The sequence below is a fragment of the Blastococcus sp. SYSU D00868 genome, assembly GCF_054050575.1.
The window spans coordinates 68,279-94,902 of the sequence record NZ_JBJGZO010000017.1; the positions used below are offsets into that span (position 1 = coordinate 68,279).

Annotated in this window: 24 protein-coding genes; 11 read left to right on the forward strand and 13 right to left on the reverse strand. The window is 73.6% G+C overall.

Features of this window, described 5'->3' with window-relative positions:
- Positions 1-11 precede the first annotated feature (11 nt).
- From ACI79F_RS15275 to ACI79F_RS15300, 6 genes are all read left to right on the forward strand, one after another.
- The gene (locus tag ACI79F_RS15275; protein ID WP_456543287.1) at positions 12-1,085 is read left to right on the forward strand and encodes an ABC transporter substrate-binding protein; all 1,074 of its coding nucleotides are present in this window, start codon (positions 12-14) and stop codon (positions 1,083-1,085) included.
- Between the two features lie 70 nt (positions 1,086-1,155).
- Positions 1,156-2,322 carry an ABC transporter ATP-binding protein gene (locus ACI79F_RS15280; RefSeq protein ID WP_456543286.1) on the forward strand — a complete coding sequence of 389 codons (1,167 nt, stop codon included), beginning with the start codon at positions 1,156-1,158 and terminating at the stop codon, positions 2,320-2,322.
- Positions 2,319-4,028, forward strand: a complete 1,710-nt coding sequence (locus tag ACI79F_RS15285) for an ABC transporter permease (RefSeq protein WP_456543285.1) — start codon at positions 2,319-2,321, stop codon at positions 4,026-4,028. Before ACI79F_RS15280 ends, ACI79F_RS15285 begins: the two co-directional genes overlap by 4 nt.
- A 49-nt stretch (positions 4,029-4,077) precedes the next feature.
- Complete coding sequence (locus ACI79F_RS15290; protein WP_456543284.1) at positions 4,078-4,851, forward strand: SDR family NAD(P)-dependent oxidoreductase; 774 nt, start codon at positions 4,078-4,080, stop codon at positions 4,849-4,851.
- Between the two features lie 42 nt (positions 4,852-4,893).
- On the forward strand, positions 4,894-6,087 hold the full coding sequence (locus tag ACI79F_RS15295; RefSeq protein ID WP_456543283.1) for a thiolase C-terminal domain-containing protein: 1,194 nt from the start codon (positions 4,894-4,896) through the stop codon (positions 6,085-6,087).
- Entirely contained in the window at positions 6,084-6,533 is a 450-nt protein-coding gene (locus tag ACI79F_RS15300) for a Zn-ribbon domain-containing OB-fold protein (RefSeq protein WP_456543282.1), read from the forward strand. The genes ACI79F_RS15295 and ACI79F_RS15300 overlap by 4 nt, the downstream gene beginning before the upstream one ends.
- On the opposite strand, the gene ACI79F_RS15305 is transcribed toward ACI79F_RS15300, so the two are convergent.
- Positions 6,508-7,254 (reverse strand): FadR/GntR family transcriptional regulator, encoded by a 747-nt coding sequence (locus tag ACI79F_RS15305; protein ID WP_456543281.1) that lies wholly within the window; start codon positions 7,252-7,254, stop codon positions 6,508-6,510. The genes ACI79F_RS15300 and ACI79F_RS15305 overlap by 26 nt on opposite strands.
- Before the next feature lie 308 nt (positions 7,255-7,562).
- Positions 7,563-8,654, reverse strand: coding sequence for an alcohol dehydrogenase catalytic domain-containing protein (locus ACI79F_RS15310; protein ID WP_456543280.1), 1,092 nt, complete (start codon positions 8,652-8,654; stop codon positions 7,563-7,565).
- Between the two features lie 632 nt (positions 8,655-9,286).
- Between ACI79F_RS15310 and ACI79F_RS15315 the strand changes: the two genes are divergently transcribed.
- Both ACI79F_RS15315 and ACI79F_RS15320 read left to right on the forward strand, forming a co-directional pair.
- The gene (locus tag ACI79F_RS15315) at positions 9,287-10,639 is read left to right on the forward strand and encodes a DUF1254 domain-containing protein (protein WP_456543279.1); all 1,353 of its coding nucleotides are present in this window, start codon (positions 9,287-9,289) and stop codon (positions 10,637-10,639) included.
- Complete coding sequence (locus ACI79F_RS15320) at positions 10,636-12,108, forward strand: class I adenylate-forming enzyme family protein (protein ID WP_456543278.1); 1,473 nt, start codon at positions 10,636-10,638, stop codon at positions 12,106-12,108. Before ACI79F_RS15315 ends, ACI79F_RS15320 begins: the two co-directional genes overlap by 4 nt.
- A 610-nt stretch (positions 12,109-12,718) precedes the next feature.
- Here the strand turns inward: ACI79F_RS15320 and ACI79F_RS15325 are convergent.
- From ACI79F_RS15325 to ACI79F_RS15345, 5 genes are read right to left on the reverse strand one after another with little or no spacing between them, the layout of a single operon-like run.
- Positions 12,719-13,672, reverse strand: coding sequence for a PDR/VanB family oxidoreductase (locus ACI79F_RS15325; protein ID WP_456543277.1), 954 nt, complete (start codon positions 13,670-13,672; stop codon positions 12,719-12,721).
- Positions 13,673-13,679: 7 nt separating this feature from the next.
- A complete protein-coding gene (locus ACI79F_RS15330) occupies positions 13,680-15,626 on the reverse strand; it encodes an acetoacetate--CoA ligase (protein ID WP_456543276.1) in 1,947 nt (648 codons plus the stop codon).
- Positions 15,623-16,603 carry a fumarylacetoacetate hydrolase family protein gene (locus ACI79F_RS15335; protein ID WP_456543275.1) on the reverse strand — a complete coding sequence of 327 codons (981 nt, stop codon included), beginning with the start codon at positions 16,601-16,603 and terminating at the stop codon, positions 15,623-15,625. The genes ACI79F_RS15330 and ACI79F_RS15335 overlap by 4 nt, the downstream gene beginning before the upstream one ends.
- Positions 16,600-17,577, reverse strand: a complete 978-nt coding sequence (locus tag ACI79F_RS15340; RefSeq protein WP_456543274.1) for an MBL fold metallo-hydrolase — start codon at positions 17,575-17,577, stop codon at positions 16,600-16,602. The genes ACI79F_RS15335 and ACI79F_RS15340 overlap by 4 nt, the downstream gene beginning before the upstream one ends.
- Positions 17,574-18,773: a cytochrome P450 gene (locus tag ACI79F_RS15345; RefSeq protein ID WP_456543273.1), complete on the reverse strand. Its 1,200-nt coding sequence runs from the start codon at positions 18,771-18,773 to the stop codon at positions 17,574-17,576. Before ACI79F_RS15345 ends, ACI79F_RS15340 begins: the two co-directional genes overlap by 4 nt.
- 102 nt (positions 18,774-18,875) lie before the next feature.
- On the opposite strand from ACI79F_RS15345, the gene ACI79F_RS15350 reads away from it, so the two are divergent.
- Complete coding sequence (locus tag ACI79F_RS15350; protein WP_456543272.1) at positions 18,876-19,469, forward strand: TetR/AcrR family transcriptional regulator; 594 nt, start codon at positions 18,876-18,878, stop codon at positions 19,467-19,469.
- 169 nt (positions 19,470-19,638) lie between these two features.
- On the opposite strand, the gene ACI79F_RS15355 is transcribed toward ACI79F_RS15350, so the two are convergent.
- From ACI79F_RS15355 to ACI79F_RS15380, 6 genes are read right to left on the reverse strand one after another with little or no spacing between them, the layout of a single operon-like run.
- Positions 19,639-20,706, reverse strand: a complete 1,068-nt coding sequence (locus tag ACI79F_RS15355; RefSeq protein WP_456543271.1) for a DNA polymerase domain-containing protein — start codon at positions 20,704-20,706, stop codon at positions 19,639-19,641.
- A gap of 33 nt (positions 20,707-20,739) precedes the next feature.
- Positions 20,740-22,299: an alpha/beta hydrolase gene (locus ACI79F_RS15360; RefSeq protein WP_456543270.1), complete on the reverse strand. Its 1,560-nt coding sequence runs from the start codon at positions 22,297-22,299 to the stop codon at positions 20,740-20,742.
- Positions 22,300-22,347: 48 nt separating this feature from the next.
- Positions 22,348-22,506 carry a hypothetical protein gene (locus ACI79F_RS15365; RefSeq protein WP_456543269.1) on the reverse strand — a complete coding sequence of 53 codons (159 nt, stop codon included), beginning with the start codon at positions 22,504-22,506 and terminating at the stop codon, positions 22,348-22,350.
- 9 nt (positions 22,507-22,515) lie between these two features.
- Positions 22,516-23,250 carry a class E sortase gene (locus ACI79F_RS15370; RefSeq protein WP_456543268.1) on the reverse strand — a complete coding sequence of 245 codons (735 nt, stop codon included), beginning with the start codon at positions 23,248-23,250 and terminating at the stop codon, positions 22,516-22,518.
- Complete coding sequence (locus tag ACI79F_RS15375; protein ID WP_456543267.1) at positions 23,247-24,317, reverse strand: ATP-dependent DNA ligase; 1,071 nt, start codon at positions 24,315-24,317, stop codon at positions 23,247-23,249. Before ACI79F_RS15375 ends, ACI79F_RS15370 begins: the two co-directional genes overlap by 4 nt.
- A gap of 5 nt (positions 24,318-24,322) precedes the next feature.
- Entirely contained in the window at positions 24,323-25,015 is a 693-nt protein-coding gene (locus tag ACI79F_RS15380; protein ID WP_456543266.1) for a signal peptidase I, read from the reverse strand.
- Positions 25,016-25,101: 86 nt separating this feature from the next.
- Here ACI79F_RS15380 and ACI79F_RS15385 point away from each other — a divergent pair, with 86 nt between their 5' ends.
- Both ACI79F_RS15385 and ACI79F_RS15390 read left to right on the forward strand, forming a co-directional pair.
- The gene (locus ACI79F_RS15385) at positions 25,102-26,037 is read left to right on the forward strand and encodes a hypothetical protein (protein ID WP_456543265.1); all 936 of its coding nucleotides are present in this window, start codon (positions 25,102-25,104) and stop codon (positions 26,035-26,037) included.
- Positions 26,034-26,624: a SipW-dependent-type signal peptide-containing protein gene (locus ACI79F_RS15390; protein ID WP_456543264.1), complete on the forward strand. Its 591-nt coding sequence runs from the start codon at positions 26,034-26,036 to the stop codon at positions 26,622-26,624. The genes ACI79F_RS15385 and ACI79F_RS15390 overlap by 4 nt, the downstream gene beginning before the upstream one ends.

Below are 26,624 nucleotides of genomic sequence, written 5' to 3' on the forward strand. Positions count from 1 at the left end.
TCGGAGTTGACGTGAGCAGGTCGAGCCGGTTCCCCGCACTGACGCGTGTGGCCCCCCTCGCGGTGGCGATGACGCTGGCCATGGCCGCCTGCGGCGGTGACGACGGCGGCGAGGACGACGGCGGCTCGACCCCTGCAGCCGCCGACACGTCCGCGAGCCCCGAGTGGCAGCAGGTGATCGACGCCGCCGAGGAGGAGGGCGCGGTCACCATCTACTCCAGCCAGGGCACCGAGCAGCTCGAGGAGCTGGCGAGCCGGTTCGAGGACACGTACGACATCGACGTGACGATCAACCGGGACGTGGACGCCAACATCGAGGCCCGGCTGGACGCCGAGGACTCCAGCGGCTCGCCCGCCGCCGACGTGGTCGCCATCGCCGACGGCGCCTACATCGCGAGGCAGGGAGAGGCGGGCTGGTGGGAGCAGCCGACCGGCCCCGCCTTCGACGACCCGGCGTACAACCGTGCCGAGTACGTCGCCGAGGCCGGCTCGTTCTTCACGTCCGCCGCCGTCTTCGTCATCGGCTGGAACACCCAGTTCGTCCCGGACGGCCTCGAGAGCTACGAGGACCTGCTGAACCCGGATCTCCAGGGCAACGTGGGTGTGACCGACCCGGCGACCTCGCCGGCCGTCGTCGACTTCTACGACTTCGTCATCGAGCAGACCAGCGACGACTTCATCGACGAGCTGGCCGCCCAGGAGCCGCAGATCTTCGCCAGCGTCCTGCCCGCCGCCCAGGCGCTGACCTCGGGGGAGATCTACGCGGCGATGGCCGTGCAGGCCCTGGTCGACGAGCGGGACCAGGGCGCACCGGTCGACTTCGTGGTGCCCGAGCCGGCCTGGGGGGCGCCCTTCCACACCGCGGTCCTGGCCGAGGCGCCCCACCCGAACGCCGGCCAGCTGCTCGCCAACTTCATGATCACCGAGGCGGGGCAGGAGGCGATCGCCGCCAAGGCGGCCTCCGTGCTGCCGGACATCGAGACCTCGGTCACCACGCTGGACAACGTCGACGCCTTCGACCCGACCACGCTCGACCCCGCCCGGGTCGAGGAGTTCCGCGCCCAGTTCCAGGCCGCCTTCCAGTGACCCGCTCCGCAGCGCACACGTCGTCCCGCGCCCGGTTCCGGCCGGCGCTCCCCGTCAGGAGGCTGACCCCATGTCGCGAGTGACGATCCGCGGCCTGCAGAAGCGCTTCGACAGCAAGCCGCCCGTGATGGCCATCGACTCGCTGGACCTGGAGATCGAGGAGGGGGAGTTCGTCGCGCTGCTCGGCCCGAGCGGCTGTGGCAAGACGACCACCCTGCGCTGCGTGGCCGGTCTCGAGCGACCCGACGCGGGGTCGATCGCCATCGGCGACGATCCGGTCTTCGACTCCGCCCGGCGGATGAACGTCCGTCCCGACAAGCGCAACATCGGGATGGTCTTCCAGTCCTACGCGCTGTGGCCGCACATGACCGTGCGGCAGAACCTGGCCTACCCGCTCAAGGCCCGCAAGCAGCGCGAGCAGCTGAAGGCCGGCCGGGTCGAGGAGGTCGCCCGCCTCGTCGAGTGCGAGAACCTGCTCGACCGCCTGCCGGGCCAGCTCAGCGGCGGCCAGCAGCAGCGGGTCGCGCTGGCCCGGGCCCTGGCCGCCAACCCGAGGGTCATCCTCTTCGACGAGCCGCTGTCCAACCTGGACGCGCGGCTGCGCGACCAGATGCGCACGGAGATCCACCGGATCCACCGGGCCCGGCCGTTCACCGCCGTCTACGTCACCCACGACCAGTCCGAGGCCCTGGCGCTGGGGCAGCGGATCGCGATCATGCGGGTGGGCGGGCTGGAGCAGCTCGGGACGCCGGAGGACATCTTCGAGCGTCCCGCCACCGAGTACGTGGCCGGCTTCATCGGCATGGCCAACCGGCTGATCGCCCACTACGCCGACGGCGCCTGGACCGCGCACGGCCAGCGCCTGCTCGGGGCGACGGACCAACTGCGCCACCGCGCGCCGGTGGCGCTGCGGTTCAACCCGCGCGACGCCCGCATGGTGGGCGCCGCGGCCGATCTCGCACCGGGCGAGATCGGCCTGCCGGTCAGCGTGCTCGACACCGAGTTCGGCGGCCGCGACCGGCACTTCACCGTCGAGGTCGGCGGCTGCCGGATCCGGCTGACCGTCCCCAGCGAGGGCCCGGGCGGCTGGACGCGGGCGCTGTCCACCGGGGACCGGGTCGTCCTCGCCGTCCCCCTGCACCGGGTGGCCGCGTTCCCGGAGCCGGACGCCGAGCCGCCGCCGGTCGACGTGGCCCCGGTCGCGGCCGTCCCCGAGGGAGTCGGGGCGAAGGCATGACCACGCTGACCCCCGCCATCCCGCGGCGGCCGCTCGCGGCGCGGTTCGAGCGACGGGCCGTCGTCCGGATCGGCGTGGCCGCGCTCTTCCTGGCGGCCGTCGGCTACCTGGTCGTGGTGCCGCTGGTCCGCCTGCAGGCCCTGGCGCTCGGCGGCGAGGACGGCGGCTTCTCGGCCGCGTTCGGCCGCGCCGGCTTCGGCCGGGTCATCGGCTACACGGTCGGGCTCGCCGTCGGGTCCCTGGTGATCGGGCTGGTCCTCGGGACGCTGCTGGCGTGGGCCTCGACCCGGCTGCCGCGCCGGCTGCGCTTCCTCTCGGTGCTGCCCGTGCTGCCCATCGTGGTGCCGGCCATCGCCTCGGTCGCAGGGTGGACCTTCCTGCTGGCGCCCGGCCCGGGGTACCTCAACGCCTGGCTGCGCAAGCTGCCCTGGTGGGACCACCTGCTCGAGGGTCCGGTCAACATCTACTCGATCCCGTGGATCGTCATCCTCACCGGCTTCGGGCTGACCTCGTTCGTCTACCTGTTCATCCGCTCGGCCTTCGCCAACATCAGCGCCGACTACCTGGAGGCGGCGGCGGTCAGCGGGTCGTCGAGCTTCGGGGTGTTCTTCCGGATCATCCTCCCGCTGCTGCGCCCGGCCCTGATCTACGGCGGCGGTGTCGCCCTGCTGCTGGGCCTCGGTCAGTTCACCGCGCCGCTGCTCCTGGGGACCCAGGAGGGCATCACGGTGCTCACCACGGACATGTACCGCTCGGTGACCCAGACGCCGGTGCAGTACGGGATCGCCGCGGCCGTGGGGACCCCGCTGCTGGTGTTCGGCGTCCTGGTCGTCGCGCTGCAGAAGATGATGCTCGGCGACGAGCGGAGGTTCGTCACCCACGGCGGCAAGGGCTTCCGCACGACGGACCGGCCGAGCAAGGGCGCCGCGCTGCTGATCGTGCTCTACGCGCTGGTGGCCATCGCGCTGCCCCTGGCAGGCCTCATCGTCCTCTCCCTGTCGCGCTTCTGGAGCTCCACGATCGACGTGTCGCTGTGGTCGACGGTCAACTTCGAGCGGATCTTCGACGACGAGCGGACGGTCGACGGGATCGTCAACAGCCTGACCTACTCGCTCATCGCGGTGCTGATCGTGCTGCCGCTGGGCTTCGCGGCGGCGTCGGTCATCCTCCGCGGGAAGCAGTACCCGGTGGTGAGCCGGGTGCTGGACTTCATGGTCGCGCTGCCCCTGGGCGTGCCGGCCGTGCTGTTCGGCGTCGGCTTCCTGCTGGCCTACAGCGACGGTCCGCTGGTGCTCTACGGGACGCCCTGGGTCATGGTGCTGGTGTACGTGACGCTGATGCTGCCCTTCGCCACCCGGATGCAGATGTCGGCGCTGCTCGCGCTCGGCGACAGCTACCAGGAGGCGTCGCGGATGAGCGGCGCGGGGTACACCCGGACGACGCTGCGGATCATGCTCCCGCTGCTGCGGACGAGCCTCGCCGGGGCCGCTGCCCTGATCTTCGTCCTGCTGACCCACGAGTTCACCGCGTCGCTGCTGGTCCGGTCGGTGGACACGAACGTCATGGGCACCGTGCTCTACGACTACTGGACCAACGGCAACTACACCGTCGTCGCCGCGGTGGCCCTGGTCATGTCCGCGGTGACCACCGCCGGCGTCGCCGTGGCCATGCTGTTCGGCGGCTCCGAGTCGCTCGGCCGGCTGTAGCCGGTCCCGGACCGGGCCGGACGGCCGACCGCACGGAGAGGAGCGGCGCATGGGGCAGGGCCCCTCCCGCCAGCTGGACCAGCAGTGGATCGTCGTCACCGGCGGCAGCAAGGGGATCGGCTACGGCATCGCCGAGCGCTTCGTCGACGAGGGCGCCTGCGTCACCATCGCCGCGCGCAACCGCGAGGACCTGGAGCTCGCCCGCGAGCGGCTGGCGGCTCGGGCCGGTCCCGGGCAGACCGTCCGCTCGGCGGTGCTCGACGTCGCGGACGAGGCGTCGGTCGACGGGTTCTTCGCCTCGCTCGGGGAGGACACGCCCCGGCTCGACGTGTTCGTCGCCAACGCCGGGGCGGGCGCCGTCGTCCCCTTCCTGGAGCTGACCAAGGAGGCCTGGGACCGGACCATCGGGCTCAACCTCACCGGCACCTTCCTCTGCGTGCAGCGGGCGGCCCGGGCGATGGCCGCGGGGTCGAGCGAGAACCGCTCGATCATCGTGGTGTCCTCGATCCGCGCGCTGGGGGCCCGGCCCGGCGTCCTCGCCTACGCCACCGCCAAGGCGGGGCTCAACCAACTGGTCCGCGTCAGCGCGTACGAGCTGGCCGGCTCCGGCATCCGGGTGAACGCGCTCTCCCCGGGGATCACCGCCACCCCGCTGAGCGACGCCAACCCCGACCTGTTCCGCGAGCGCGTGAAGGACGTCCCGATGGGGCGGGCCGGGTCCACCCGTGACATGGCCGAGGCCGCGGTCTACCTGGCCCGGCCCGAGTCGGGCTTCGTGACCGGCACCAACCTCGTCGTCGACGGCGGCGAGCACCTGTGGTGACACCCCCTGCCCATCGCACGCTGCGACGTCGAGGAGACGCCCATGGCCGGTGACGACGGCTTCGACCACCGGGACAAGTGCGCGATCGTCGGGATCGGGGCGACCGACTTCTCCCGGAACTCCGGTCGCAGCGACCTGACGCTGGCGACGCAGGCGGCTCTGGCGGCGATCGAGGACGCCGGGCTGGCCCCCGCCGACATCGACGGCATCGTCCGCTGCTCCCACGACACGATCTACCAGCACGACCTGGCCGACTCCCTGGGCATCCCGACCATCACCTACTGGTCCGACGTCGGCCCCGGCGGCGTGGCCCCGGCGGCCATGGTGGGCCAGGCGGTGGGCGCCGTCCTCTCCGGGCAGGCCACGGCGGTGCTGGTGTTCCGCGAGCTCAACGGCCGCTCGGGTCGCCGGTACGGGCTGGCCGACACCGGCGCCGGCCGCGTCGGCGGCGCGGGGACCTACGACGAGTTCTTCCACCCCTACGGCCTGCTGACCCCCGGCCAGGTGTTCGCGCTGATGGCCCGCCGGCACATGCTCGAGTTCGGCACGACGGCCGAGCAGCTCGGCGCGATCGCGCTCGCCTGCCGGGAGCGGGCCAACGCCAACCCGGCGGCGCAGATGCACGGCCGGCCGATGACGCTGGAGGACTACCTGGACGCGCGGGTCATCGCCGACCCCCTGCGGCTGTTCGACTTCTGCCTCGAGACCGACGGCGCCTGCGCGGTGGTGGTGACCAGCACCGCGCGCGCCCGCGACCTGCCGCAGCCGCCCGCGCTCATCCGCGCCGTCGCCCAGGCCAGCATCCCGCACCCGCAGCCCGGGATGATGTTCCCGGTCCTGATGCGCGACCGCCTGACCGAGCTGCCGGCCACGGCGGTGGCCGAGACGCTGTACCGGCGCGCCGGACTGGGGCCGGCGGACATCGACGTCGCGCAGCTCTACGACTGCTTCACGATCACGGTGCTGCTGCAGTTGGAGGACTGGGGGTTCTGCAAGAAGGGGGAGGGCGGGCCGTTCGCCGCGAGCGGCGCCCTCGGCCTCGACGGCGAGCTGCCGATCAACACCGGCGGAGGGCACCTCTCCGAGGGCTACATCCACGGGATGAACCACGTGCTCGAGGGGGTCCGGCAGGTCCGCGGCACGTCGACGTCGCAGGTCCCCGGCGCGGAGACCTGCCTGGTGGCCACCTCGCCGCTGCCGCCGGGCAGCGGGCTGATCCTGCGGGCGGACCGATGACCGACGCGCGGCTGTCGCCCGTGGACGACGACCTCGACACCGGCCCCTTCTTCCAGGCGGCCCGTCGTGGCGAGCTGGTGGTGCAGCGGTGCGACCGCTGCGACGCCGTCCTGCACGTGCCGCGAGCCCGCTGCCACACCTGCGGCAGCTGGGACACGCGCTGGCAGCCGGTCTCCGGCCGGGCGACCCTGCTCACGTGGACGGGGGTGGCGCACCAGGTCCACCCCGCCTACCCGCCGCCCTACACCGTCGTCCTCGTCGAGCTCGACGACTGCGGCGCCCACCTGGTGGGGTCGGTGCCCGGCACCCCGTCGCTACGGGCCGGTCAGCCCATGGAGGTGTGGTTCGACGAGCTCCCCGACGGGGTCGTCCTGCCCAACTGGCGTCCGGTCGGAGCCGACGACGGGGCCGACGGGCAGCTCAGCGCCACTCCACCGGGTCGTTGACCCGGTCCCCGAGCCGCTCGCGGGTGTCGGCGATGACGGCCTCGATGTGCCGCTGCATCGCGTCGCGGGCCTTCTTCGGCTGACCGGCGATCACCGCCTGGGCGATCGCGAAGTGGTCCTCGGAGAGCACGTGGCTCAGGTGGCGCGGGTCGTTCACGCGCGCGGCGTGGTGGCTGACCACCAGCCCGTAGCTCTGCAGCGTCAGCTCCAGCACCCGGTTGCCCGCGAGCTGGGCGAGGATCCCGTGGAACGAGGAGTGCATGCCGACGAACTCGTCCAGGCCCTCGGGGTCGTCCGGCGGCTCGTGGACGTAGGGCGCCATCCGCTCCAGCCTCGCGGCGCCGTCCGGGTTGCGCGCCGCGCGCTCGGCGAGGAGGACCTCCCCGAGCAGCCACGCGTCGAGCAGCTCCTGGTAGGTGGCGCCGGCCATCTCGTAGTAGAGGGTGGCCACCCGCCCCAGGTTGGCCGGGTCCACGACGCCGACGAGGGGCCCGCCGCGCGGTCCGCGCCGGATGACGATGAGCCCCTGCGTCTCGAGCAGCCGCAGGCCCTCGCGCAGCGACTCCCGGCTCACCCGGTACTGCTCGATCATGAAGGCCTCGTTCGGCAGCGGGTCGCCGGGGGCCAGGCCCTGCGCGATGATGTCCCGGACGATGTCGCGGGCGACGGCCTCCGCTGCCTTGAGCGGGCGGAACAGCGCCGTGGCCGAGGCGGGCACCATGCGGCGGGGGTCGTGGGCACCGTCCAGGCGTCGGGAGCCCCGGGACGCGTCCGGGTCGCCTCCGGTCTCCGGCGCAGTCCGTGCCGCATCCGTCATGGGGACGAGGCTAGTCCGCGAACCGGGGGCCCACCCCCGCGATCGCCGGGATGGGACACCCCTCCGGGGGACTCGGCGCCCGACCCGGCCGCCGGTCACGATCCGCATCGCGACGGCCGTACCCACGGCCGCGAGGAGGTCGCCGCGTCCCCGCCCCTCCCGGACACGCTCCCGGCGGAGGGACGGTCGCGGCGGTCCGCACGGAGCGCCGGTCAGCGACCGCCCTCGCCGGCGGTGCCCACCGGCCCCGGGACGACCACCGCCCGGCCGCGGACCTCCCCGGCGCGCAGGCGGTCGTAGGCGTCGACGGCCTCGTCGAGCACGAACGTCTCGGTCTCCGCGCGCACGACACCCTCCGCGGCCAGCCGGACGACCTCCCCGAGCTCGTCGCGGCTGCCCCAGAACGGCGTCGAGACCGTCACGCCGCGAGCCTGGCCGGCGCCCTTTGCCAGGGTGAGCCGCCCGCCTCCCGAACCGACGAGGACGAAGTCGCCGCCGTCGGCGACGAGGGCCGCCGCGGGAACGGTCGTCGGCGCACCGACGAAGTCGACGACGAGGTCGGCACGTCCGGCGGGCAGCGCGCCGGGCGCATCGGCGACATCGCCCACGGTCGCCGTGGCGCCCAGTTCCGTGGCCAGCGTCCGGGCCTCCGGGCGCGGGTCCACGGCCAGCAGCGCCGCGGGCCGGGCCGTGGCCAGCAACTGCACGGCCACGTGGCCGAGCCCGCCGATCCCGACGACGAGGACGGAGGCGCCCTCGAGCCCGGGCAGGTGCGGCCGCACGGCGGAGAACGCGGTCAGGCCCGCGTCGGTGAGTGGCGCGAGGGCGACCGGGTCGGCGCCTGCAGCCGGGACGAGCGGCCGGGTGGAGGGGAGCAGGACGTACTCTGCCAGGCCGCCGTCGTGCCCGAGTCCGCCACCGAGGGGACCGGTCAGCGTGACGCAGTAGTTGTCGCGGCCGCTCCGGCACATCCGGCAGCTCCCGCACGACCAGATGCCGTGGACGGCGCACCGGGTGCCCAACCACCCGGCGTCGCCGTCGGCGCCGACGGCCACGACGGTGCCCACGATCTCGTGGCCGAGGGTGAACGGCAGCGGGTAGGGCAGCGCGCCGGCGGGTGCGTCGACGACGTGCAGGTCCGAGTGGCACAGCCCTGCGGCCTCGACCCGCAGGAGCACCTCGCCGGGGGAGGGGCGTGGCACGGGGACGACGGAGAGCACGGGCCGCGCCGACCACTCGAGCAGCCGCAGGGCGCGCATCGTCGAGGGGATCGCGGCACCGGGCGACACGGTCCCCGACGTCACCGCGCAGCTCTCCCCGCCGCAGCGGTCGAGGACCTGCGGGCGAGGACCGGGGGGTGCGCCCACACCTGCACGCGGGCCCGAGGCGAACGGACGACGGCGCGATCAGCAGCGGCCACGGTGGCTCCTCACGTCGGGACGACCCGTCGTCTCCGGGTCCGGCACCGCCGCGGCAGGCCGGCCCGGCCGGGCCGTCGCACGGTACGCACCGGTCCTCGGCGACTCCCGGAGACGCCTCGTCCCACCACGCACTGGACCGCCGAACCCGCCCTATTCATCAGGAGGATAGCTTGACGGTGCGGACGCACAAGGGGTGTACTCGGGCCGTGCGCGGCGTGACCCCGCTCACCGTTGACGTCCCTCACCGCGGACCCCAGGAGGTCGGCCGGATGTCCCCTTCCCAGCCGCTGGACCCGCCGTCGCAGGGGTCCGGTGCGGACCCGCGGAGTCCCGGCGGCCCGATGGCGACCCACCCGGCCGAGGGAGGCGTCACCGTGGCCGAGTCCGGGTGCGTGCGGCCAGGGCGCCTCCGCTCCTACGACCTGCGTTCGGTCGACCAGCTGGTGGTGTCGGAGGCACCGGACACGCTCCCGGCGGATCCGGCCGAGCGACGCCGTCACGCCCGCATGCTGGCCATGGACGCGACGATCTACGGGCTGCCCTCCGTGTACGAGTACGTGCAGCTCCACGCGCAGGCCGTGGACTCCTCGAGCGGCTCGTGGACGGGCTTCAACGCCTTCCTCCACCAGCGGGAACCGGCCACGCCGGCGTTCGACGCGTTCAAGACGCCCAACGTCGACACGCTGTACTCCAACGCCTGGCTGGACCTCACCTGCGGGCCCGTCGAGGTGCGCGTGCCGCCGATCGAGGGCCGCTACTTCACCCTGCAGTTCGTGGACATGTACGGCAACGCGTCCAACCTGAGCTCTCGCACGGTCGGCTCTTCCGGCGGCCGGTTCGCCGTCATGACCAGCACGTGGGACGGCGCGGTGCCGGAGGGGCTGGAGCCCTTCCGGGTGGGGACGCCGTACGTGTGGGTCCTGATGCGCATCCTGGTGAAGGACGCCGGGGCGGACGTCGCGGTGGTCCGGGACCTGCAGGACCGCGTGCAGCTGATCCCGTCCGCCGCGCCGTCCCGAGTCGCGTTCCCGGCGGTATCCGCCCGCGTCGACGAGGACCCGAGGACCTTCTTCGCCGCGGTGGACTGGACCCTGCGCCACAACGGTCGGCCCGTCCAGGAGGAGGGCCACGTCCACCGCTTCCGCGCTCTCGGTCTCGGCGGTCCCGAGCCGCTGTCCTGGGAGACCTCGGACCCGGCCGTCGTCGAGGGCATGGAGCAGGGGTTCGGTGACGCCATGGCGGTCATCGCCGGATCGCGCGACCAGGTCGGCGAACGCACGGCGACGGGTTGGCGCACCGGGACGGCCGGCGAGCCCGGGTTCAACTACCTGCACCGGGCCATCCAGAACTACGTCGGGACGGGCGGCAACGTGACCGCCGAGAAGAAGTTCTTCGTCACCTTCGAGGACGCCGGGGGTGAGCCCCTCGACGGCCGCGCCGACCACCGGGTGACGTTCCGGGCGCCGCCTCCGGTCGACGGGCACTGGTCGCTGACCGTCTACCCGGTCGAGAAGGGCCTGCTCTACGAGAACGAGATCCACCGCTACGCGGTCGCCGCCACGACGCCGGGACTGGTCGCCGGCGCCGACGGCGAGCTCGAGGTGCTCGTGCAGCACCGCCGTCCGCAGGACCCGTCCAACTGGCTCCCGGTGCCCGACGGGCCGTTCTACCTCGACCTCCGGCTGTGGGAGCCGAGGCCCGAGGCGAGGGACGGCCGGTGGCTGCCGCCCCCGGTGGTCGCGGTCAGCGGGGACCACCGGGAGGCGAGCCGGGGCGTGCACCGCAGGGGCGGTGACGGTGCGGGATCGACCCCGGACCCCACCGTGGGGAGCCCGGTGCAGGCTGCCCGGCCGGGGACGGGCGCATGAACCCCTACGTGCTGCTGGAACTGGTGGCCGATGCCGCGCCGGACCGGCGCGCTCTCCACGGGCTCACCTACGGCGACCTGAAGCAGCGGGTGGACGAGGTGGCCGCCGGTCTGGCCGGTACCGGCGCCGCGCACCTGGCCCACCTGGACGAGTACGACGAGGCCGTGCCGGTGCTGTTCTACGCGGCACAGCGGGCAGGGGTGCCCTTCGTCCCGGTGAACTACCGGCTGGACGACGACGCCCTGCGGGCACTCCTCGCGCGCATCGCCCCCGCAGTGCTGGTGGCGGGGGCGGAGCAGGCGCCGCGGGCCGCCGGCATCGACGGCGTGCAGGTGACGTCGTACGGCGCCCTGCCGACCTCTCCGGGGGTCGCCTCGGCCGAAGGCGACGTGAGCGTGCTCCTGTTCACCTCGGGGACGAGCGGCCAGCCCAAGGCGGCGGTGCTGCGGCCGGCGAACCTCACCTCGTACGTGCTCTCCACCGTCGACTTCCTCTCCGCCGGGGAGGACGAGACGCAGCTCGTCGCGGTGCCGCCGTATCACATCGCCGGCGTCTCGACCGTGCTGACCAGTCTCTTCGCGGGGCGCCGGATCGTGGTGCTGCCGCGGTTCACACCGGCGTCGTGGGTGGACCTCGTCGAGCGCGAGTCCGTCACGCACGCGATGGTCGTGCCGACCATGCTCAACCGCATCCTCGACGAGATCGAGCGGCGCGGCACCTCGCTGCCGACCCTGCGTCACCTGTCCTACGGCGGCGGGCGGATGCCCCTGCCGGTCGTCGAGAGGGCGTTGCGCCGCCTCCCGCACGTCGACCTGGTCAACGCCTACGGGCTCACCGAGACCAGTTCGACGATCGCCGTGCTCGGCCCGGACGACCACCGGACCGCGGCCACGTCGGCGGACCCGGCGGTGCGGGCCCGGCTGGGCTCGGTCGGCCGACCGCTGCCGACGGTCCAGATCGAGGTCCGTGACGAGGACGGGCACATGCTTCCTGCCGGGCAGCCCGGCGAGATCCACGTACGAGGAGAGCAGGTGTCCGGCGAGTACCTGTCGCACACGGCGACCGACGCCGAGGGGTGGTTCCCGACCCGCGATCGGGGCTTCCTCGATGCGGAGGGTTACCTGTTCCTGGCCGGCCGGGCCGACGACGTGATCGTGCGCGGGGGCGAGAACCTGTCGCCCGGCGAGATCGAGGACGTCCTGTTGGCCCACCCGTCGGTGGCCGAGGCGATGGTCGTCGGCGTCCCGGACGTCGAGTGGGGCGAGGTGCCGGTGGCCGCGTGCGTGCCCGCAGCCGGGGCGGTCGACGCCGCCGCCCTGGAGGCGGAGCTGCAGCGGCACGTGCGGAGCCACCTCCGCTCGGCGAAGACGCCCACGCGCATCCACGTCCGGGAGCACCTGCCGCAGACCACCACCGGCAAGTACCTGCGCCGGGTGCTGCGCAGCGAACTCGAGGGCATGAACAGGTGAGGTGAGCCGCCTGCGAGCTGGCGGGGTGAGCGATGCGACGCTGCGGGTGGCCGTCTCGTCGGGTCGACGACGCCAGTCAGCCGCCGGAGGCAAGGGGCGGATGCCTCTGTCCGGAGCCCCCGGAACTCGATGTCCACGGACGTGCGCCGGCGCAGGACGGCTGCAACCTGGGCCAGTGGGACGGGGGCTCATCCATGAAGTCACGCGTCGCTCTCCCGGGACTGGTCCTGCTGTTCTCCGCAGCCTCGATCGCGATGGCCGGAGGGGCGGCGGCCGATCCCGTTCAGCCGGAGGCCTGCTTCGGTGCCTCCTCTCGCCGAGGAGCTCAAGCCGGCGCGGACGGCGAATAGCCGAGGCCGAGTTCAGCTGCTGTTCGGCGGGCGACGTCTGGCAGCGGCAGGTCGAGACGGTCCGCGGCGTCGCCACGGGGGCCGGCAGGCCGCCGATGGGGGCCCGCACATGCGGAGTCCTGCACGCCCACTTCTCGGGCGCTCCACAGTCGGGCCGGGGCCTCGGGTCCGTGCGCCGGGAGCCGGCCGCCAAGAGTCCTGACCCGCACCGTGGTAGGGCGAGGAGACCGGGGCGCGCGTCGCTGGAGGACGGCAGGCGACTAGGCGTCGAGGACGAGCCTGGGGGTGAGCGCCCGCGACACGCAGATCAACATGCATGACCGCGCGGCGCGTTCGTCGTCGTCGAGCAGTGAGTCGCGGTGATCGGGTTCGCCGTCCAGGACGGTGGTCTCGCAGGAGCCGCACGTCCCCTCCTCGCAGGAGTAGACGACCGGGACGCCGGCCTCCTCGGCCGCGGCGACGATGGACTTCCCGGCAGGGACCGTGACGGTCATCCCGGACTGGACGAACTCGACGTCGAAGGCGCGGTCGGGCTGGTCGGTCACGCGTTCCGGGGGCGCGAACCGTTCCAGGTGCAGCACGCCGGCCGGCCAGTGCCGGCACTGCTCTTCGACGGCGCGCAGCAGTTGTTCCGGGCCGCAGATGTAGACGACGGTGTCTTCGCGCGGACGGTCGAGGAACCCGGCGAGATCCAGTGGTCCGTGGACGTCCGCGGGACGGAGGGACACCCGAGCCGCGCGGGAGGCGAGCTCGGGCAGGAAGGCCATCGAGGTGCCGGTTCGTCCGCCGTACAGCAGATGCCAGTCGGCGCCGGCGTTCTCGGCGGCCTCGATCATCGGCAGTATCGGGGTGATGCCGATGCCGCCGGCCACGAAGAGGTAACGCGGAGAGGCGACCAGCTGGAAGTGGTTGCGGGGCGCGCTCGCCAGCACCCGGTCACCGGGGCTCAACCGGTCGTGGACGTGCGACGAGCCGCCGCGACTCCGCGGCTCGCGTAGGACGGCGACCTGATAGCGGTCACGGTCGGCCGGCGAGGAGCAGAGTGAGTACTGCCGGATCACCGGAGGGGTACCGAGGTGCAGGTCGAGGTGGGCGCCGGGTTCCCATGGCGGGAGTGTGCGGCCGTCCGGTCGGGCGAGGGTGAGCTGGATGACGCCGTCGGCGAGAGATCGTTTGTCGAGCACGATCAGCTCGAAGGAGTCCGGTGCGGGCACGGCGGTGTCACTCTCCGCGGCGTCGGGCGCCGACATCGTGGTAGAAGTCGAGGAGCTCGGGCCGGTCGACCGCATGCCGGTCGACGGCGGCCCGGCCGCTGAGCAGGCTCTTGACCGGGATCTCGAGCTTCTTGCCGGTGAGCGTGTGGGGTATGGCGGGCGCCTGGATGACCGCGTCCGGGACATGGCGTGGCGACACGTGGTCTCGCACGGCGGTGAGGATCGCCGAGCGGAGGACGTCGTCGAGCTCGAGCCCGTCGTGGAGCTCGACGAACATGGGCATCCAGTAGCCGCCGTCGTCCTCCTCGACGCCGACGACCAGCGCCTCCCGGACTTGGGGGAGGCCCTCGGCGGCCTGGCAGATGTCGGCGCTGCCCATGCGGATGCCGTGCCGGTTCAAGGTGGCATCGGATCGGCCGTGCACGACCACGGAACCCCGGCTGGTGACCGTGACCCAGTCGCCGTGCCGCCACACGGCGGGGGTGGCGGCGAAGTGGTCGAAGTACGCCGCCCGGTAGCGGGCGCCGTCGGGGTCGTCCCAGAACCCGACGGGCATCGACGGCATCGGCGTGGTGACCACCAACTCGCCCACCTGGTCGACGAGCGACTCGCCGGCCGGGGACCAGGCCTGCAGGTCGACGCCGAGGCAGCGCACGGCGATCTCGCCGGCGCGGACGGGCACGGTCGGGACCGAGCCGGCGAAGCCGCTCACCACGTCGGTGCCGCCGGTCGTGCTCCCGACCAGGACGCCGGGCAGCTCGCCCGCCGCCCAGCGGTGCAGCGGCGCCGTGAGCACCGAACCCGTGCACCCGACCACTCGGAGGGCGCTGAGGTCCCAGTCGGCTGCGGGGCGCACGCCCGCGTCGCGGGTGGCCGCGAGGTAGCCAGGGCCGAGCCCGAGGTGGGTGACCCGCCCGCGCTCGGCGACCTGCCAGAGGGCGGGGACGCCGGGGGCGCCGTCGAAACAGTGGACCGTGGCGCCGCGCAGCAGCCCACCGACGCGGAGCTGCCACATCATCCAGTTCAGCGTCGTGTACCAGAAGAACTGGTCCCCGGGTCCGAGGTCGAGGTGCAGCGCGAGGGTCTTGAGGTGCTCCACGACCACGCCGGCGTGGCCGTGGACGATGCCCTTCGGCGGGCCGGTGGTGCCCGAGGTGAAGAGGACCCAGAGCGGGTGGTCGGCCGGCAACGGTCGCGCGTCGACGTGCCGGGCGCCTGTCGAGACGGCCTCGCCCCAGGGGATGGTGGCGCCGCCGCGGGGAGGGTCGTCCCCGACGAGGACGGTGGCCCGCAGGTCCGGCAGGCCCGCCTGCAGCCGGACGACGTCGTCCATGCGGTCCACCCACGTCCCGCGGTGGTGGTGACCGGAGCCGGCGACCAGCACGGTCGGGGCGAGCTGCCCGAGCCGGGCGAGCGCTGCGTCGGCTCGGAGGTCGGTGCCGCAGCCCGCCCACACCGCGCCGAGGCTGGCCGCGGCGAGGAAGGCGACGACCGCCTCGGGGCGATCGGGCAGGTAACCCGCCACCCGGTCCCCTTCGCCGACCCCCAGCGTGGTGAGGGTGGCGGCGAGCCCGGCCACCTGCTGCTCCAGCTCGGGCCACGTCAGCACCTCGGTCGCACCGGTCTCGTCGTGCCCGACGACGGCGGCGCCGCTGCGGGGTGTGCGGAACACCTGGCCGGTGTAGTTGATCCGACCGCCCGGGAACCACCGCGTGTGCGGCATGGGTGCACCGTCGGTGACGGCGTCGGGCGCCGTGTGCCACGCCATCCCGACGTGGTCGGTGACGGCGGTCCAGAACGCCGCCGGCTCGGTCACCGACCAGCGCCAGAGGGCGTCGTAGCCCGCGTCGGGCGGCGGTCCGCCGTACGCGACGGCGGACCGCGCGAACCGGGTGACCTCCGCGTCGGCGGCCGCCTCTGCCCGCGGTGTCCAGACGGCCGGGTAGCTGGTCACGACGTGCCCCGCGGCTCCCACCGGCGCGGCCGGGGGTCCCGCGCGACCCGGGCGCGCGGCAGCGGGACGAGCTCGACCCCCGCGACGACCGGGTTGGACAGCGAGCCGATCCCCTCGACGACGAGGGTCACGACGTCCCCCGGCCGCAGCGGCGGCGGCTGCTCGGACCCCGTCCGGCCCCAGTACTCCAGCAGGCAGCCGGCTCCGCAGGTCCCGGAGGCGAGCACGTCGCCGGGTCGGAGCTCGGCGCCGCGGGAGGCGTAGGCCACGATCTCCTCGAACGACCACGCCATGTTGGCCAGGGTGTCGCCGCCGCCGGGCAGGGGGACACCGTTGACCTCGCCGTGCATCTCCAGGACCAGCCGGTCGTCGCGCCGGTGCGGCTCCAGCTCGTCGGCCGTGACGATCCACGGGCCCAGGCTGTTGGCGAAGTCCTTGCCCTTGACCGGTCCGAGCCCGATCGGCACGACCGGGGTCATCAGGTCGCGCGCGGACCAGTCGTTGAACAGGGTGTAGCCGGCGATGTGCTCGCGCGCCTGCTCCGGGGTGAGGTCCCGGCCCGGCCGGCCGATGACCGCGGCGACCTCGACCTCGAAGTCCAGCCGCGCGCACCCGGGCGGGACGGCGACGGGGGTGTCGGGGCCGATGACCGCGTTGGTGTTGGAGAAGTAGAAGACCGGCTGCTCGTACCAGTTCGGGTGCACCGGGATCCCGAGGGCCGCGAGGCTGCCCTGCAGGTGCTCCTCGAAGGTGATGTAGTCGCGCAGCGTGGGTGGGTGCACCGGCGCGAGCAGCCGCACCTCGGACAGGGGGAGGGGTCGGCCCTCCCTCGTCCCGGCGACCAGCGCGGTCCGCTCGTCCGGGGACGCCGCGAGCAGGTCCAGGACGCCGGTCGTGGGGCCGAGTGGCTGGACGGTGTCCCCGTCGACGACCGCCGTCCGGGGACCGGATCCGGTGTCGATGCGTGCGATCCTCATGCGCGTGCCGCTCCTCTGCCGTCGTAGACCGGCGCCGCGCTGCGCGCGCACAGATCGGCCATCCGGCCGAACTGGCTGAGCCGGTCCGCCCGGGGGCGCTCCGGATCCAGCTCCTCGTAGACGTTGCCGACGTTGACGGTGATCCGTTCCGCCTCAGCCAGCTCGGCGAACCGGGCGAGGTCGATCGCCGCGACGGCTTCGTCGACGTCCAGCCCGGCCTCGAAGCAGCGCGTGGCCTCGGTGAGGACGTGGGTCAGGTAGTCGCGGACGTCCAGCACGCCCTGTCGGTCGGTGACCGGGCCATGGCCCGGCACGACGGTGTCGGGCTCGAGGTCCAGGACGGCGTCACAGGCGGCGATGCACCGGGAGACCGGTCCCTGCCACACGAGGGGGGCGCTGCCGATGAACAGGATGTCCCCGGTGAAGACGACGCCGGCGTCGGGCACGTGCACGAGGACGTCACCGGGTGTGTGGGCCGGGCCCACCTGCAGCAGCCGCACCAGGCGTCCGCCGACGTCGAGCTCCAGCTCGCCGGTGAAGGTGCGGGTCGGGGGTGCCGCGGTGACACCCGAGGGGTCGAACTGTCCGGCGTACCGCCGGACGTAGTCGCCGACCGTGCCCTCGAGCTCCCACAGCGAGGACAGCTCCTCGACCGTCTCCTGGGTCATCGACGCGGCGGCAGCCTCGGAGGCGACGATCTCCACCTCGGGGCCGGCGACCAGTTGGTTGCCGAACCAGTGGTCGCCGTCGGCGTGGGTGTTGACCACGGACTGGATCGGGTGGTCGGCCCGCAGGGACGCGGTGCCGTCGAGCATCTCGGCGGTGTGGGCGAGGTCGAGATGCGTGTCGATCAGCAGCGACTGCCCGGCGCCGCGCACCAGTCCGGAGTTGCTCTGTCCCCAGCCGCCGGGGGGCAGCAGCCAGGCTGCGCAGCCGTTCCCGAGGTCGTGCACGCCGTGCGCGTAGACGTTCACCGGGCCACCTCGGTGAGGACCGCGCGGACCGGCAGCGACGCGAACTTGCGCACCGTGCCGCTCGGGTGGCGCACCGCGTCACCGGCGCGCTCGAACCGCTCCACCCGGCGAGCCAGCTCGGACAGCACGGCGGTGACCTCGAGCCGGGCCAGCGGCTGGCCGAGGCACAGATGCACCGAGGCGCCGAAGGCGAGATGACTGCGGGCGTTCTCGCGCGACACGTCCAGCCGGTCGGGATCGGGGAACTGCCGCTCGTCGCGGCCGGTCGCACCGAGGACCACGCCGACCGCGGCGCCGGCCGGCACCGGGACCCCGCCGATCTCGGCCTGCGCGCGGGTGCGGCGGTAGAAGACCCGGAACGGCGCCTCGAAACGCAGCAACTCGTCGACGGCGTTCGGGATCAGGTCGGGGCGGCTCCGCAGGAGCTCCCACTGATCAGGGTGCTCGACGAAGGCGTCGATCGCGTTGCCGAGCAGCGCTCCGGTGGAGTCGATGCCGGCCATCCAGATGGACGCGAGCGTCATCAGCCGCTCGGGTCCTTCGGCAGCCAGCCCCCCGTTCGCGCCGCCCTCGTCCACGAGCAGCCTGCCGAGGCAGTGTGCCGGCATGCCCGGAACGCCGTCGCTGATCAGCCACCCCAGCGCCTCGTTGAGCAGCTCGGCGTGCCGGGCCGTCCCGGCCGGCTCCTCCGCCCGCACGACGGCGTCACTCCAGTCGACCAGGGTCTGCACGCTCGGCGGGGTGAGCCCCGTCAGCAACTGCATCGCCCGGTCGGGCATCGGCTGCGCCACCACCTGCACCGCGTCGAACTGCTCGAGTTCGGCGACCCGGTCGGCGATCTCGACGGCAGCGGCTTCGACCCCCGGGCGCAGCTGCTCGACCGGCGACTTGGCGAAGGCCGGCTGCACCGCACGGCGGATCCGGTTGTGCTCGGGCGGGTCGCTCTCGAGCAGCGGATAGCGCACCTCGCGGGTCGGCGCGCTGTAGGTGACCCCGTCGCCCGACACGAAGTCCCTGTGGTTGCGGAGCACCGCCGCGCCGTCGGTGTACCCGGCGACGAGCCAGATGTCCCGGTGTGGCTCGTGCACGACGGGACCGGCCGCGCGGAGCCGGCCATACAGCGGATACGGGTCGTCCAGGACCTCGGGGCGGTACGGGTCCAGGGACTGGGCCGGCGTGGTCGTTATCGTGGACATCGGTTCTCCCCACAACGGAGTTGCACTCAAGTGCAAGTGATGAGGGCCACAGAGTTGCACTCAGGTGCAAGTCAGTCAAGGAGCTGTCCGAAGAGGAGCGCGGTGGCAAGCCCCAAGGCCTTCGACGGTCCCCGTGCCGCCGCCACACGTGACCAGCTCTACGAAGCGGCCGCGGCTCTGTTCGTGGAGCGCGGGTACGACGAGACGACGATGGCCGACATCGCCGAGCGCGCCGGCACCTCTCGACGGACCGCGTTCAACCACTTCCCGCGCAAGAGCGACATCCCCATGCTCTGGACCCGTCGACTCGCCGATGTCGCGGTGGCCGCGGACGCCACGGCAGGCGAGTGCACCGCTCCGGAGCGAGTCCGCGCCTACTTCTGGACGATCAGCGAGCTCGTCGAGGCCGAGTCAGAGATCTCCCGGCAGATGATGCTCGGCTGGACATCGGCGAACGGCCCCATCCAGTACGAGTCGCAGCTCCTGGCCGACCTGGCACCGCTTCTCCGCGCCGGCCAGGCTGCCGGCCAGATCGACGCATCAGTCGATGTCGATGTCGTCGCCCGTACCCTCAGCGACGCGTACATGGGCGCGGTCTTCCGTTGGGTCCGCACCACCGACCCGAGCGTCACCTTGCGAGGCCAGGCGGACGCGTCGATCGAGCTCGTCCTCTCCGCCGTCCGCGTCCGGCAGTAGATCTCCGGGCCTGTCGGCGCCGACTTGATGCTCGGCGACGGACCCGACCGCGGCTTCGCGTGTCGCAGGCTGCGGCGGCCCTGCATCGCGGCTGGTGCGTAACTCGGGCAACGAAGCAGCGCTGGGCGCCAGGTGGGAGTGCGTTGCGCCCGTTGTCCCCCGACAGTTCTCAGGTGTTCTCGCTGGTAGAACGCCTGGCGCGGCTGGGCTGGACCCGCATCGGTTCGCCCGGCATCTTCGGGTAGTCCGGGGGATAGGGGAGGTCGCCCAGGCCGGCGTCGTGCTCCTGCTTCTCGGCCAGCTCCAGCAGCGGCTCGATCCCGAACGCGTGGTCGGCCAGGCCGGCGTGCTTGTCGCCGACCGCGGCGAAGCGCTCCGGCATGGTCAGCACGGTGAAGTCGGTCGGGTGCACGTCGGGCAGCTCGTCCCAGTCCAGCGGCGCCGACACCGGGGCGTGTGGCTTGGGCCGGATGGAGTAGGCCGAGGCGATCGTGCGGTCCCGGGCCATCTGGTTGTAGTCGATGAAGATCTTCTCGCCGCGCTCCTCCTTCCACCACGACATGGTCACGCGGTCGGGCAGGCGCCGTTCCAGCTCGCGGCCGAACGCGATGACCGCCCGGCGGACCTCGGTGAACGTCCACCGCGGCTGGATCGGCACGTAGATGTGCACGCCGCGGCCGCCGGAGGTCTTCGGCCAGCCCTGCATGCCGAACTCGCCGAGCAGCTCGCGCACGTGCGGGGCGACCCACACGGCGTCGGAGAAGTCGGTGCCCGGCTGCGGGTCGAGGTCGATGCGGATCTGGTTGGGCGACTCGACGTCGTCCTTGCCGACCGGCCACGGGTGGAACGTCAGCGTGCCCAGGTTGGCGCACCAGGCCACGACGGCGACCGAGTCGGGCGCGATCTCGTCCGCCGTCCGTCCGCTGGGGAAGGTGATGTGCGCCGTCGGCACCCACTCGGGCGCGTTCTTGGGCACCCGCTTCTGGTAGAAGGCGTCGCCGGTGTTGTCCATCCGCGTGGACAGCCGCGCGCCCTCGAACACCCCGCCCGGCCAGCGCTCCAGCGTCGTCGGCCGGTCCCGCAGGGCGAACAGGATCCCCTCGCCGACGCTGACGAAGTAGTTGACGACGTCGATCTTGCGGATGCCCTGCTCGGCGAAGTACGGCTTCTCCGGGTTCGAGACGCGCACCTCGCGCCCGTCCACCTGCAGCACCACGGCGTCCTTGCTGGAGGCCATGTACGCCCTTCCGTCGAGGTCAGCCCGCCGGCGTCACGCCGGGCACGTCAGGCCATCCTGCGGGACGACGAGGTCGATCAGGTAGGCGTTGACCGCGCCTGTCACACAATCGGTCTTCGGGTAGGCGGTGTGGCCCTGCCCCTGCCAGGTGACCAGGACGCCGTTGGTGAGGTCCTCGGCCATGTCGACGGCGCCGGGCAGCGGGGTCACCGGGTCGCCGGCGTTGCCGATGACGACGATCGGCGCGCTGCCCTCGGCGTCGCGCTCGGGCAGCGAGGTGCGCGGGGCGTCCCAGGCCGAGCAGAGGTACAGCGCGGCGGCGGAGTCGGCGCCGAACAGCGGGTACCGGGCGTTCCAGTCCGCGGCCAGCTGCGCCACCTGCTCGCGGCTGAACGTCTCGTCCTCGGACGTGTCGGCGCAGTTGATCGCGAAGTTCGCGTCGAACAGGTTGGAGTAGGTGCCGTCGTCCATCCGCTGCGAGTAGCTGTCGGCCAGCGACAGCAGCCCGGCGGCGTCCCCGGCCTGCGCCGCGCGCAGCGACTGGGAGAGCTGCGGCCACGACGCCGGGTCGTACATCGCGGCGGTCACGGCGGTCATCACCAGACCCGGGGTCGCCTGCCGGGTCTCCCCGGGCACGCTGCTGGCGATCGGCGCCTGCGCGGCCTGGGCGAGGAGGTCGGTCACGAACTGGCGCGGGTTGGGGCCGATCGGGCAGCCGGAGATCAGCCCGGTGCAGCTGGCGGCGAACGCGTCGAAGCCGGCCTCCAGGCCGGCGGCGCCGGCCTCGGCGTTGGCCTGCGCGTCGGCGTCGGGGTCGACCGCGGCGTCGAGCACCAGCGCGCGCACCTGCTCGGGGAACAGCTCGGCGTAGGTCGACCCGAGGGTGGTGCCGTAGGAGTAGCCCAGGAAGGTCAGCTGCTCGTCGCCGAGCGCGGCCCGCAGCCGGTCCATGTCCCGGGCGGTGTCGACGGTGTTGAACGCGCCCAGCGCCTCGCCGTACTCCTCGGTGCACGAGGCGGCCACGTCGTCGTAGAGCCCGAGCACCGCGTCCAGCTGCTCCGGGGTCGCCGGCCGCGGCTCGTCGGCGAAGAACTGGTCCTTCTGCTCGCTGGTGAAGCACTCGACCGGCGTCGTCAGGCCGACGCCGCGCGGGTCGAAGCCGACGACGTCGAACCGGCGCAGCACGTCCTCGGGCAGCGTCTGCGACAAGCTCAGGGCGGCGTCGGCACCGGAGCCGCCCGGCCCGCCCGGGTTGATCACGAGCGAGCCGATCCGGTCGGTCTGGCCGGGGAAGCGGGCGCGCAGCACGAACATCGGCAGCGTCTCGCTGTCGGGCTCGTCGTAGCTGATCGGCACGTCGAGGTAGCCGCACTCGTAGCTCAGCGACCGGTCGTTGGCGACGCCGAGCGCGAGGATGTCGTCGGTGCAGTCCTGCAGCTCGATCGGCGGCACGTCGGTCGCCGCCGCCGTCGGTGCCGCCGACGTCGACTCGGCGGCCGTGCTGTCCGGCTCGTCGGAGTCGCCGGAGGTGCAGCCGGTGAGGGCCAGGACCAGGCCGGACGCGACGGCCAGCAGACCGCGGGAGGCACGCATGATCAACCAGGGTAGGAGGGGTTCCTGGCAACCGCAGCGCGCCCCCGGCTAACGGTCGACGGTCACGTCGGTGAACGGCAGCAGGTGCTCCACCCGCGGGAAGACGACGAACAGCAGCAGCGCGCTGACCGCGAGCACGAGCAGCAGGGCGCAGAACGCCTTGCTGCCGGTACTCCCGGGCAGCCGCCGCCAGATCCACGAGTACACGGGTCTACCTCAGCGTTCGGTCAGGGCCGGCGGGCCGTTCGGGGCGTCGGCGCGCATCAGCGGCCCGCCCTCCAGGACGGCGTGCACGATCAGCCGCTGGCGCGCGGAGTACTTCGGGTGGCAGGTCGTCAGCGTCAGGTAGGCGCCGGACGGCGGGGCCTCCGGCGGCGCCAGCGGCGTGGGGGAGATCACCGAGACGTCGCTGGGCGAGACGATCTGCCGGCCGGGCACCGGGACGCTGCCGAAGTCGCCCGTCGCCGGGTCGCCCAGCACCCGGTAGACGTACCAGGCGTCCGACGTCTCGACGACGATCGGGTCGCCGGGCCGCAGCTGGTCCAGGTCGAGGAACGGCGAGCCGCGGCCGACCCGGTGGCCGGCGACGGCGAAGTTGCCCGGCTGCCCCGGCAGCGCCGTGCCGACGTAGTGGCCCGGGCCCTCGGCCAGCTCGTCCTGGGAGGTGCCCTCGACGACCGCCCGGTTCCAGCCGGGGCCCAGGCCCGGGATGTGCAGGAACGCGAACGGCTGGCCCACCTCCGGCGTGATCGGCGCCGGCGTGCCGCCCGGGGCGGCGCCGTCCCACTGGTCGCGGAGGTCGTCGCTGAGCTCCTCCTGCGCCTGCCCGGCCAGGATGTCGGTCACGTACAGCTCGTAGACGACGAACAGCAGCAGCACGAACCCGATGGTCAGCAGCGTCTGCCCGATGCCCCGCAGGCCCGTGCGGGCCAGGTCACCGGCGCGGCTCACCCGGCGAGCACCTCGGCGAGGTCGTAGCGCACGGGGACGTCGAGCTGGTCGTAGGTGCAGCTGCGCGGCTCGCGGTCGGGCCGCCAGCGGAGGAACTGGCCGGTGTGCCGCAGCCGCCGTCCCTCCAGCTGGTCGTACTTGATCTCCACGACCAGCTCCGGCCGCAGCGGCACCCAGGACAGGTCCTTGCCGGCGTTCCAGCGGCTCTGCGCGCCCGGCATCCGGTGCTCGCCGTTCGTGTCGACCTGCGCGTTCGCCCAGTCCTGCCAGGGGTGGCCGTCGAGTGCCCTCGCCCGGTAGGGCTCCAGCTCCTCGACCAGCTCGGCCCGCCGCGCCATCGGGAAGGACGCCGCGACGCCGATGTGCTGCAGGTCGCCGGCGTCGTTGTACAGGCCGAGCAGCAGCGACCCGACGATCGGCCCGCTCTTGTGCCAGCGGAAGCCGGCGACCACGCAGTCGGCGGTGCGCACGTGCTTGACCTTGGTCATCAGCCGCTGGTCGGGGCCGTAGGGCAGGTCGGGGGCCTTGGCGACGACGCCGTCCAGCCCGGCGCCCTCGAACTGCTCGAACCAGCGCTGCGCGGTCTCCGGGTCCCGCGTGATCGCGGTCGTGTGCACCTGGTCGGTCGGCCGCACGACCTCGGTCAGCCGGGCCCGGCGCTGCTCGAACGGCTGCTCCATCAGCGACTCGTCGCCGAGGGCCAGCAGGTCGAAGGCGACGAAGGTGGCCGGCGTCTGCTCGGCCAGCAGGGTGATCCGGCTGGCGGCGGGGTGGATGCGCTGCAGCAGCGCCTCGAAGTGCAGCCGGTCACCGGCGGGGACGACGATCTCGCCGTCCACCACGCACCGCTCGGGCAGCGCGGCCTTCACGGCCTCCACCACCTCGGGGAAGTAGCGGGTCAGCGGCCGCTCGTTGCGGCTGCCGAGCTCGACCTCGTCGCCGTCCCGGAAGACGATGCAGCGGAAGCCGTCCCACTTGGGCTCGTAGAACAGGCCCTCGGCGGTGGGCAGCTTCGTGGCCGCCTTGGCCAGCATCGGCTTGACCGGCGGCAGCACGGGCAGGTCCATGCTGGTCAGTCAAGCAGCCGCATCGGCCTCGGGGGGACAGGGACCGCCGGGCGCGCCGCCCCGACCAGCAGGGTCTCCGGCTCCACCGCCACAGGGGCCATGACCACGGTGCGGGCGTTGTCGGCGTCGACGTCGGCCGGCGCGGCTGCATCCGGTTCGTCGTGGGCCGGGCGCTTGCCGGGGTGGGCGGCGAGGAGCCCGCACACGAGGACGACGAGCACGCCGACGCCCCTGGGCGAGTGCAGGACCGCCGTGACCCGGCCGATCTGCGGCACCGAGAACCACAGCTCGCCCTGCACCGCGGAGGCGGGCACCGGATCGACGTCGGGGTCCTCGTTCGCGTCGCCCTGCGTCGTGAACACCGGTGAGCCGGACGAGGTGTCGACGGCGATCACCCGGTGGGTGACCAGCGCCGTGGGGTCCGAGGGGTGCTGGAAGGTGATGACGTCCCCGACCCCGACGGTGGCCGGGTCGACCTCCCGCGTGAAGACCATCCCGCCCACCGGCAGGCCGGGCCGCATGCTGCCGGAGAGCACGGCGAGCGCCTGGCCGCCGGTGACCGTCGGGTAGAGCGCGACCCCCAGTGCGGCGCCGGTGCCGGCGAGCAGGACCAGCCCCAGGGCCCAGGCGACCACCAGCCGCAGGGCGCGGACCGCGGGGTTCGGCGCGGTCGCGTTCGCGGGGGCGGGGGAGGGCACGCTCCGAGTCTCGCGAGCGCGGGGGCGCGCGACATCATCGATTCTGACGATGTGGCCGCCCGCCGGCCGCGGGGAGCATCCTCCGCGTGCGCCGCGCCCTGACCCGCTCCGCCGCCGTGGTGGCGGTCGCCGTCGGGGCACTCCTCCCGGCCGGACCAGCTGCGGCCGACGGGCCGCTGATGCCCGGGCAGACCCAGGCGCTGTCCGTCGAGCTGGAGCCGGGCACGTGGGACCAGGTGCCCGACCTCGTCACCGTCCAGGTGACCCGGCTCCTCCAGCTCGAGAAGGGGTGCCTCGAGCCGGAGGACGCCGCGGGTGACCGGTCGTGCGACCCCGAGCAGGGCGAACTGGCCGGGCAACTGCAGGCGACGGTGACTCCCGGGGTGATCCGGGATGAAGCCTGCGAGGCGATCGGGCTGCCGCGCGGTCTGGACCTCCTCGCATCCGGCCCGGTCGAGCTCGCCGTGGCCACCCCCGCCGACTGGGACCGGGTCACCTGCCTGCACCTCGCGTTGACCTTCCGGGACCTGCCGGAGAACAACCGCGCCCAGTCCGACGAGGTCGTCGTCGACCTGCGCGTCCTCGCGCGAGACCTCCCGGGCGGGCCGGCCGACGGCGGCGACGGCGCGACCGTCGAGGTGCCCGTCGGCACCCCGGCGGGGTCCCCGCCGGCAGCCGGGGCGGCCGGCGGCCCGGTGGGTGACGCCGTCGCCGGTGCGCCCGCGGCGGGAGCCCCGGCAGCGGCCGGCGGAGGGGCCGGTGCTCCGGCCGCCGCCCCGGACGGCGCCGTCGGCGGTCCGGTCGCGCCCGCCACCGGGGGCCCGGAAGGGGAGGTCGTGGGCCGCTCGGACGCCTCGGTCACGGTCGGTGGGGACGGCGCGGCGGTGCGGACCCAGGCCGCGGGCACCTCCCTGCTGGGCACGGCCCTCGTCTGGAGCGGGGTCCTCCTCGCCGCCCTGGCCCTGTTCTGGGCGCTGTTCCTCCTGCTGCGCCGCCGGCGCCGGACGGAGCGGCCGGCATGAGGCGGCAGACGCAGTGGGCGCTGGGCGGCGTCCTCGCCGGCACCGTGATGCTCGGCGGAACCGGCACCCTCGCCGTGTTCACCGACACGGAGAGCGTGGACGCCTCGGCCGCCGCCGGCACGCTCGGCCTGCAGATCCAGACGGAGACGCGGGCCGGCCAGCGGCTCCAGCTGCACGCGCAGCACCAGGACGGAGTGGAGGTCACCGCCCGGCTGGTCGGCGGCTCCGCGGGGACGCTGTCGGTCTCCGTCGACGCCCCGCCCGGCCCGTGCCGGCTGCCCGACGTGCTGGTGAGCTTCTCGGTGCCCGGGCGGGCCGTCCCCGTCGAAGAGGATCTGTGCGACCTGGCGGCCGGGGCCGTCGAGCTGACCGGCCTGGACGCCGCCACGCCGGGCGCCGACCTCGTCGTCCGTGTCGCGGCAGGCCCGGCCCCCCGCCAGGGCGCGCTCGACTGGGACGGCGCCCTGCGGTTCGACCTCCGGCAGAGCGGAGGCGGGTTCAGCGACACGGCGCTGGTCGACGTGCACGTCCACGTCCCCAACGGGGTCGGGAACGACACCCGGGGCGGGGGCCCGCGGAACGGCTGA

Bases quoted from the DNA above. Each gene is read 5' to 3' on its own strand.
- ACI79F_RS15375 (WP_456543267.1), bottom strand. From the start codon at position 24,317: ATGGACCTGCCCGTGCTGCCGCCGGTCAAGCCGATGCTGGCCAAGGCG.
- ACI79F_RS15295 (WP_456543283.1), top strand. From the start codon at position 4,894: ATGGCCGGTGACGACGGCTTCGACCACCGGGACAAGTGCGCGATCGTC.
- ACI79F_RS15315 (WP_456543279.1), top strand. From the start codon at position 9,287: ATGGACGCGACGATCTACGGGCTGCCCTCCGTGTACGAGTACGTGCAG.
- ACI79F_RS15280 (WP_456543286.1), top strand. From the start codon at position 1,156: ATGTCGCGAGTGACGATCCGCGGCCTGCAGAAGCGCTTCGACAGCAAG.
- ACI79F_RS15360 (WP_456543270.1), bottom strand. From the start codon at position 22,299: ATGCGTGCCTCCCGCGGTCTGCTGGCCGTCGCGTCCGGCCTGGTCCTG.
- ACI79F_RS15335 (WP_456543275.1), bottom strand. From the start codon at position 16,603: ATGAGGATCGCACGCATCGACACCGGATCCGGTCCCCGGACGGCGGTC.
- ACI79F_RS15390 (WP_456543264.1), top strand. From the start codon at position 26,034: ATGAGGCGGCAGACGCAGTGGGCGCTGGGCGGCGTCCTCGCCGGCACC.
- ACI79F_RS15285 (WP_456543285.1), top strand. From the start codon at position 2,319: ATGACCACGCTGACCCCCGCCATCCCGCGGCGGCCGCTCGCGGCGCGG.
- ACI79F_RS15305 (WP_456543281.1), bottom strand. From the start codon at position 7,254: ATGGTGCCCGCCTCGGCCACGGCGCTGTTCCGCCCGCTCAAGGCAGCG.
- ACI79F_RS15290 (WP_456543284.1), top strand. From the start codon at position 4,078: ATGGGGCAGGGCCCCTCCCGCCAGCTGGACCAGCAGTGGATCGTCGTC.
- ACI79F_RS15345 (WP_456543273.1), bottom strand. From the start codon at position 18,773: ATGTCCACGATAACGACCACGCCGGCCCAGTCCCTGGACCCGTACCGC.
- ACI79F_RS15320 (WP_456543278.1), top strand. From the start codon at position 10,636: ATGAACCCCTACGTGCTGCTGGAACTGGTGGCCGATGCCGCGCCGGAC.
- ACI79F_RS15355 (WP_456543271.1), bottom strand. From the start codon at position 20,706: ATGGCCTCCAGCAAGGACGCCGTGGTGCTGCAGGTGGACGGGCGCGAG.
- ACI79F_RS15300 (WP_456543282.1), top strand. From the start codon at position 6,084: ATGACCGACGCGCGGCTGTCGCCCGTGGACGACGACCTCGACACCGGC.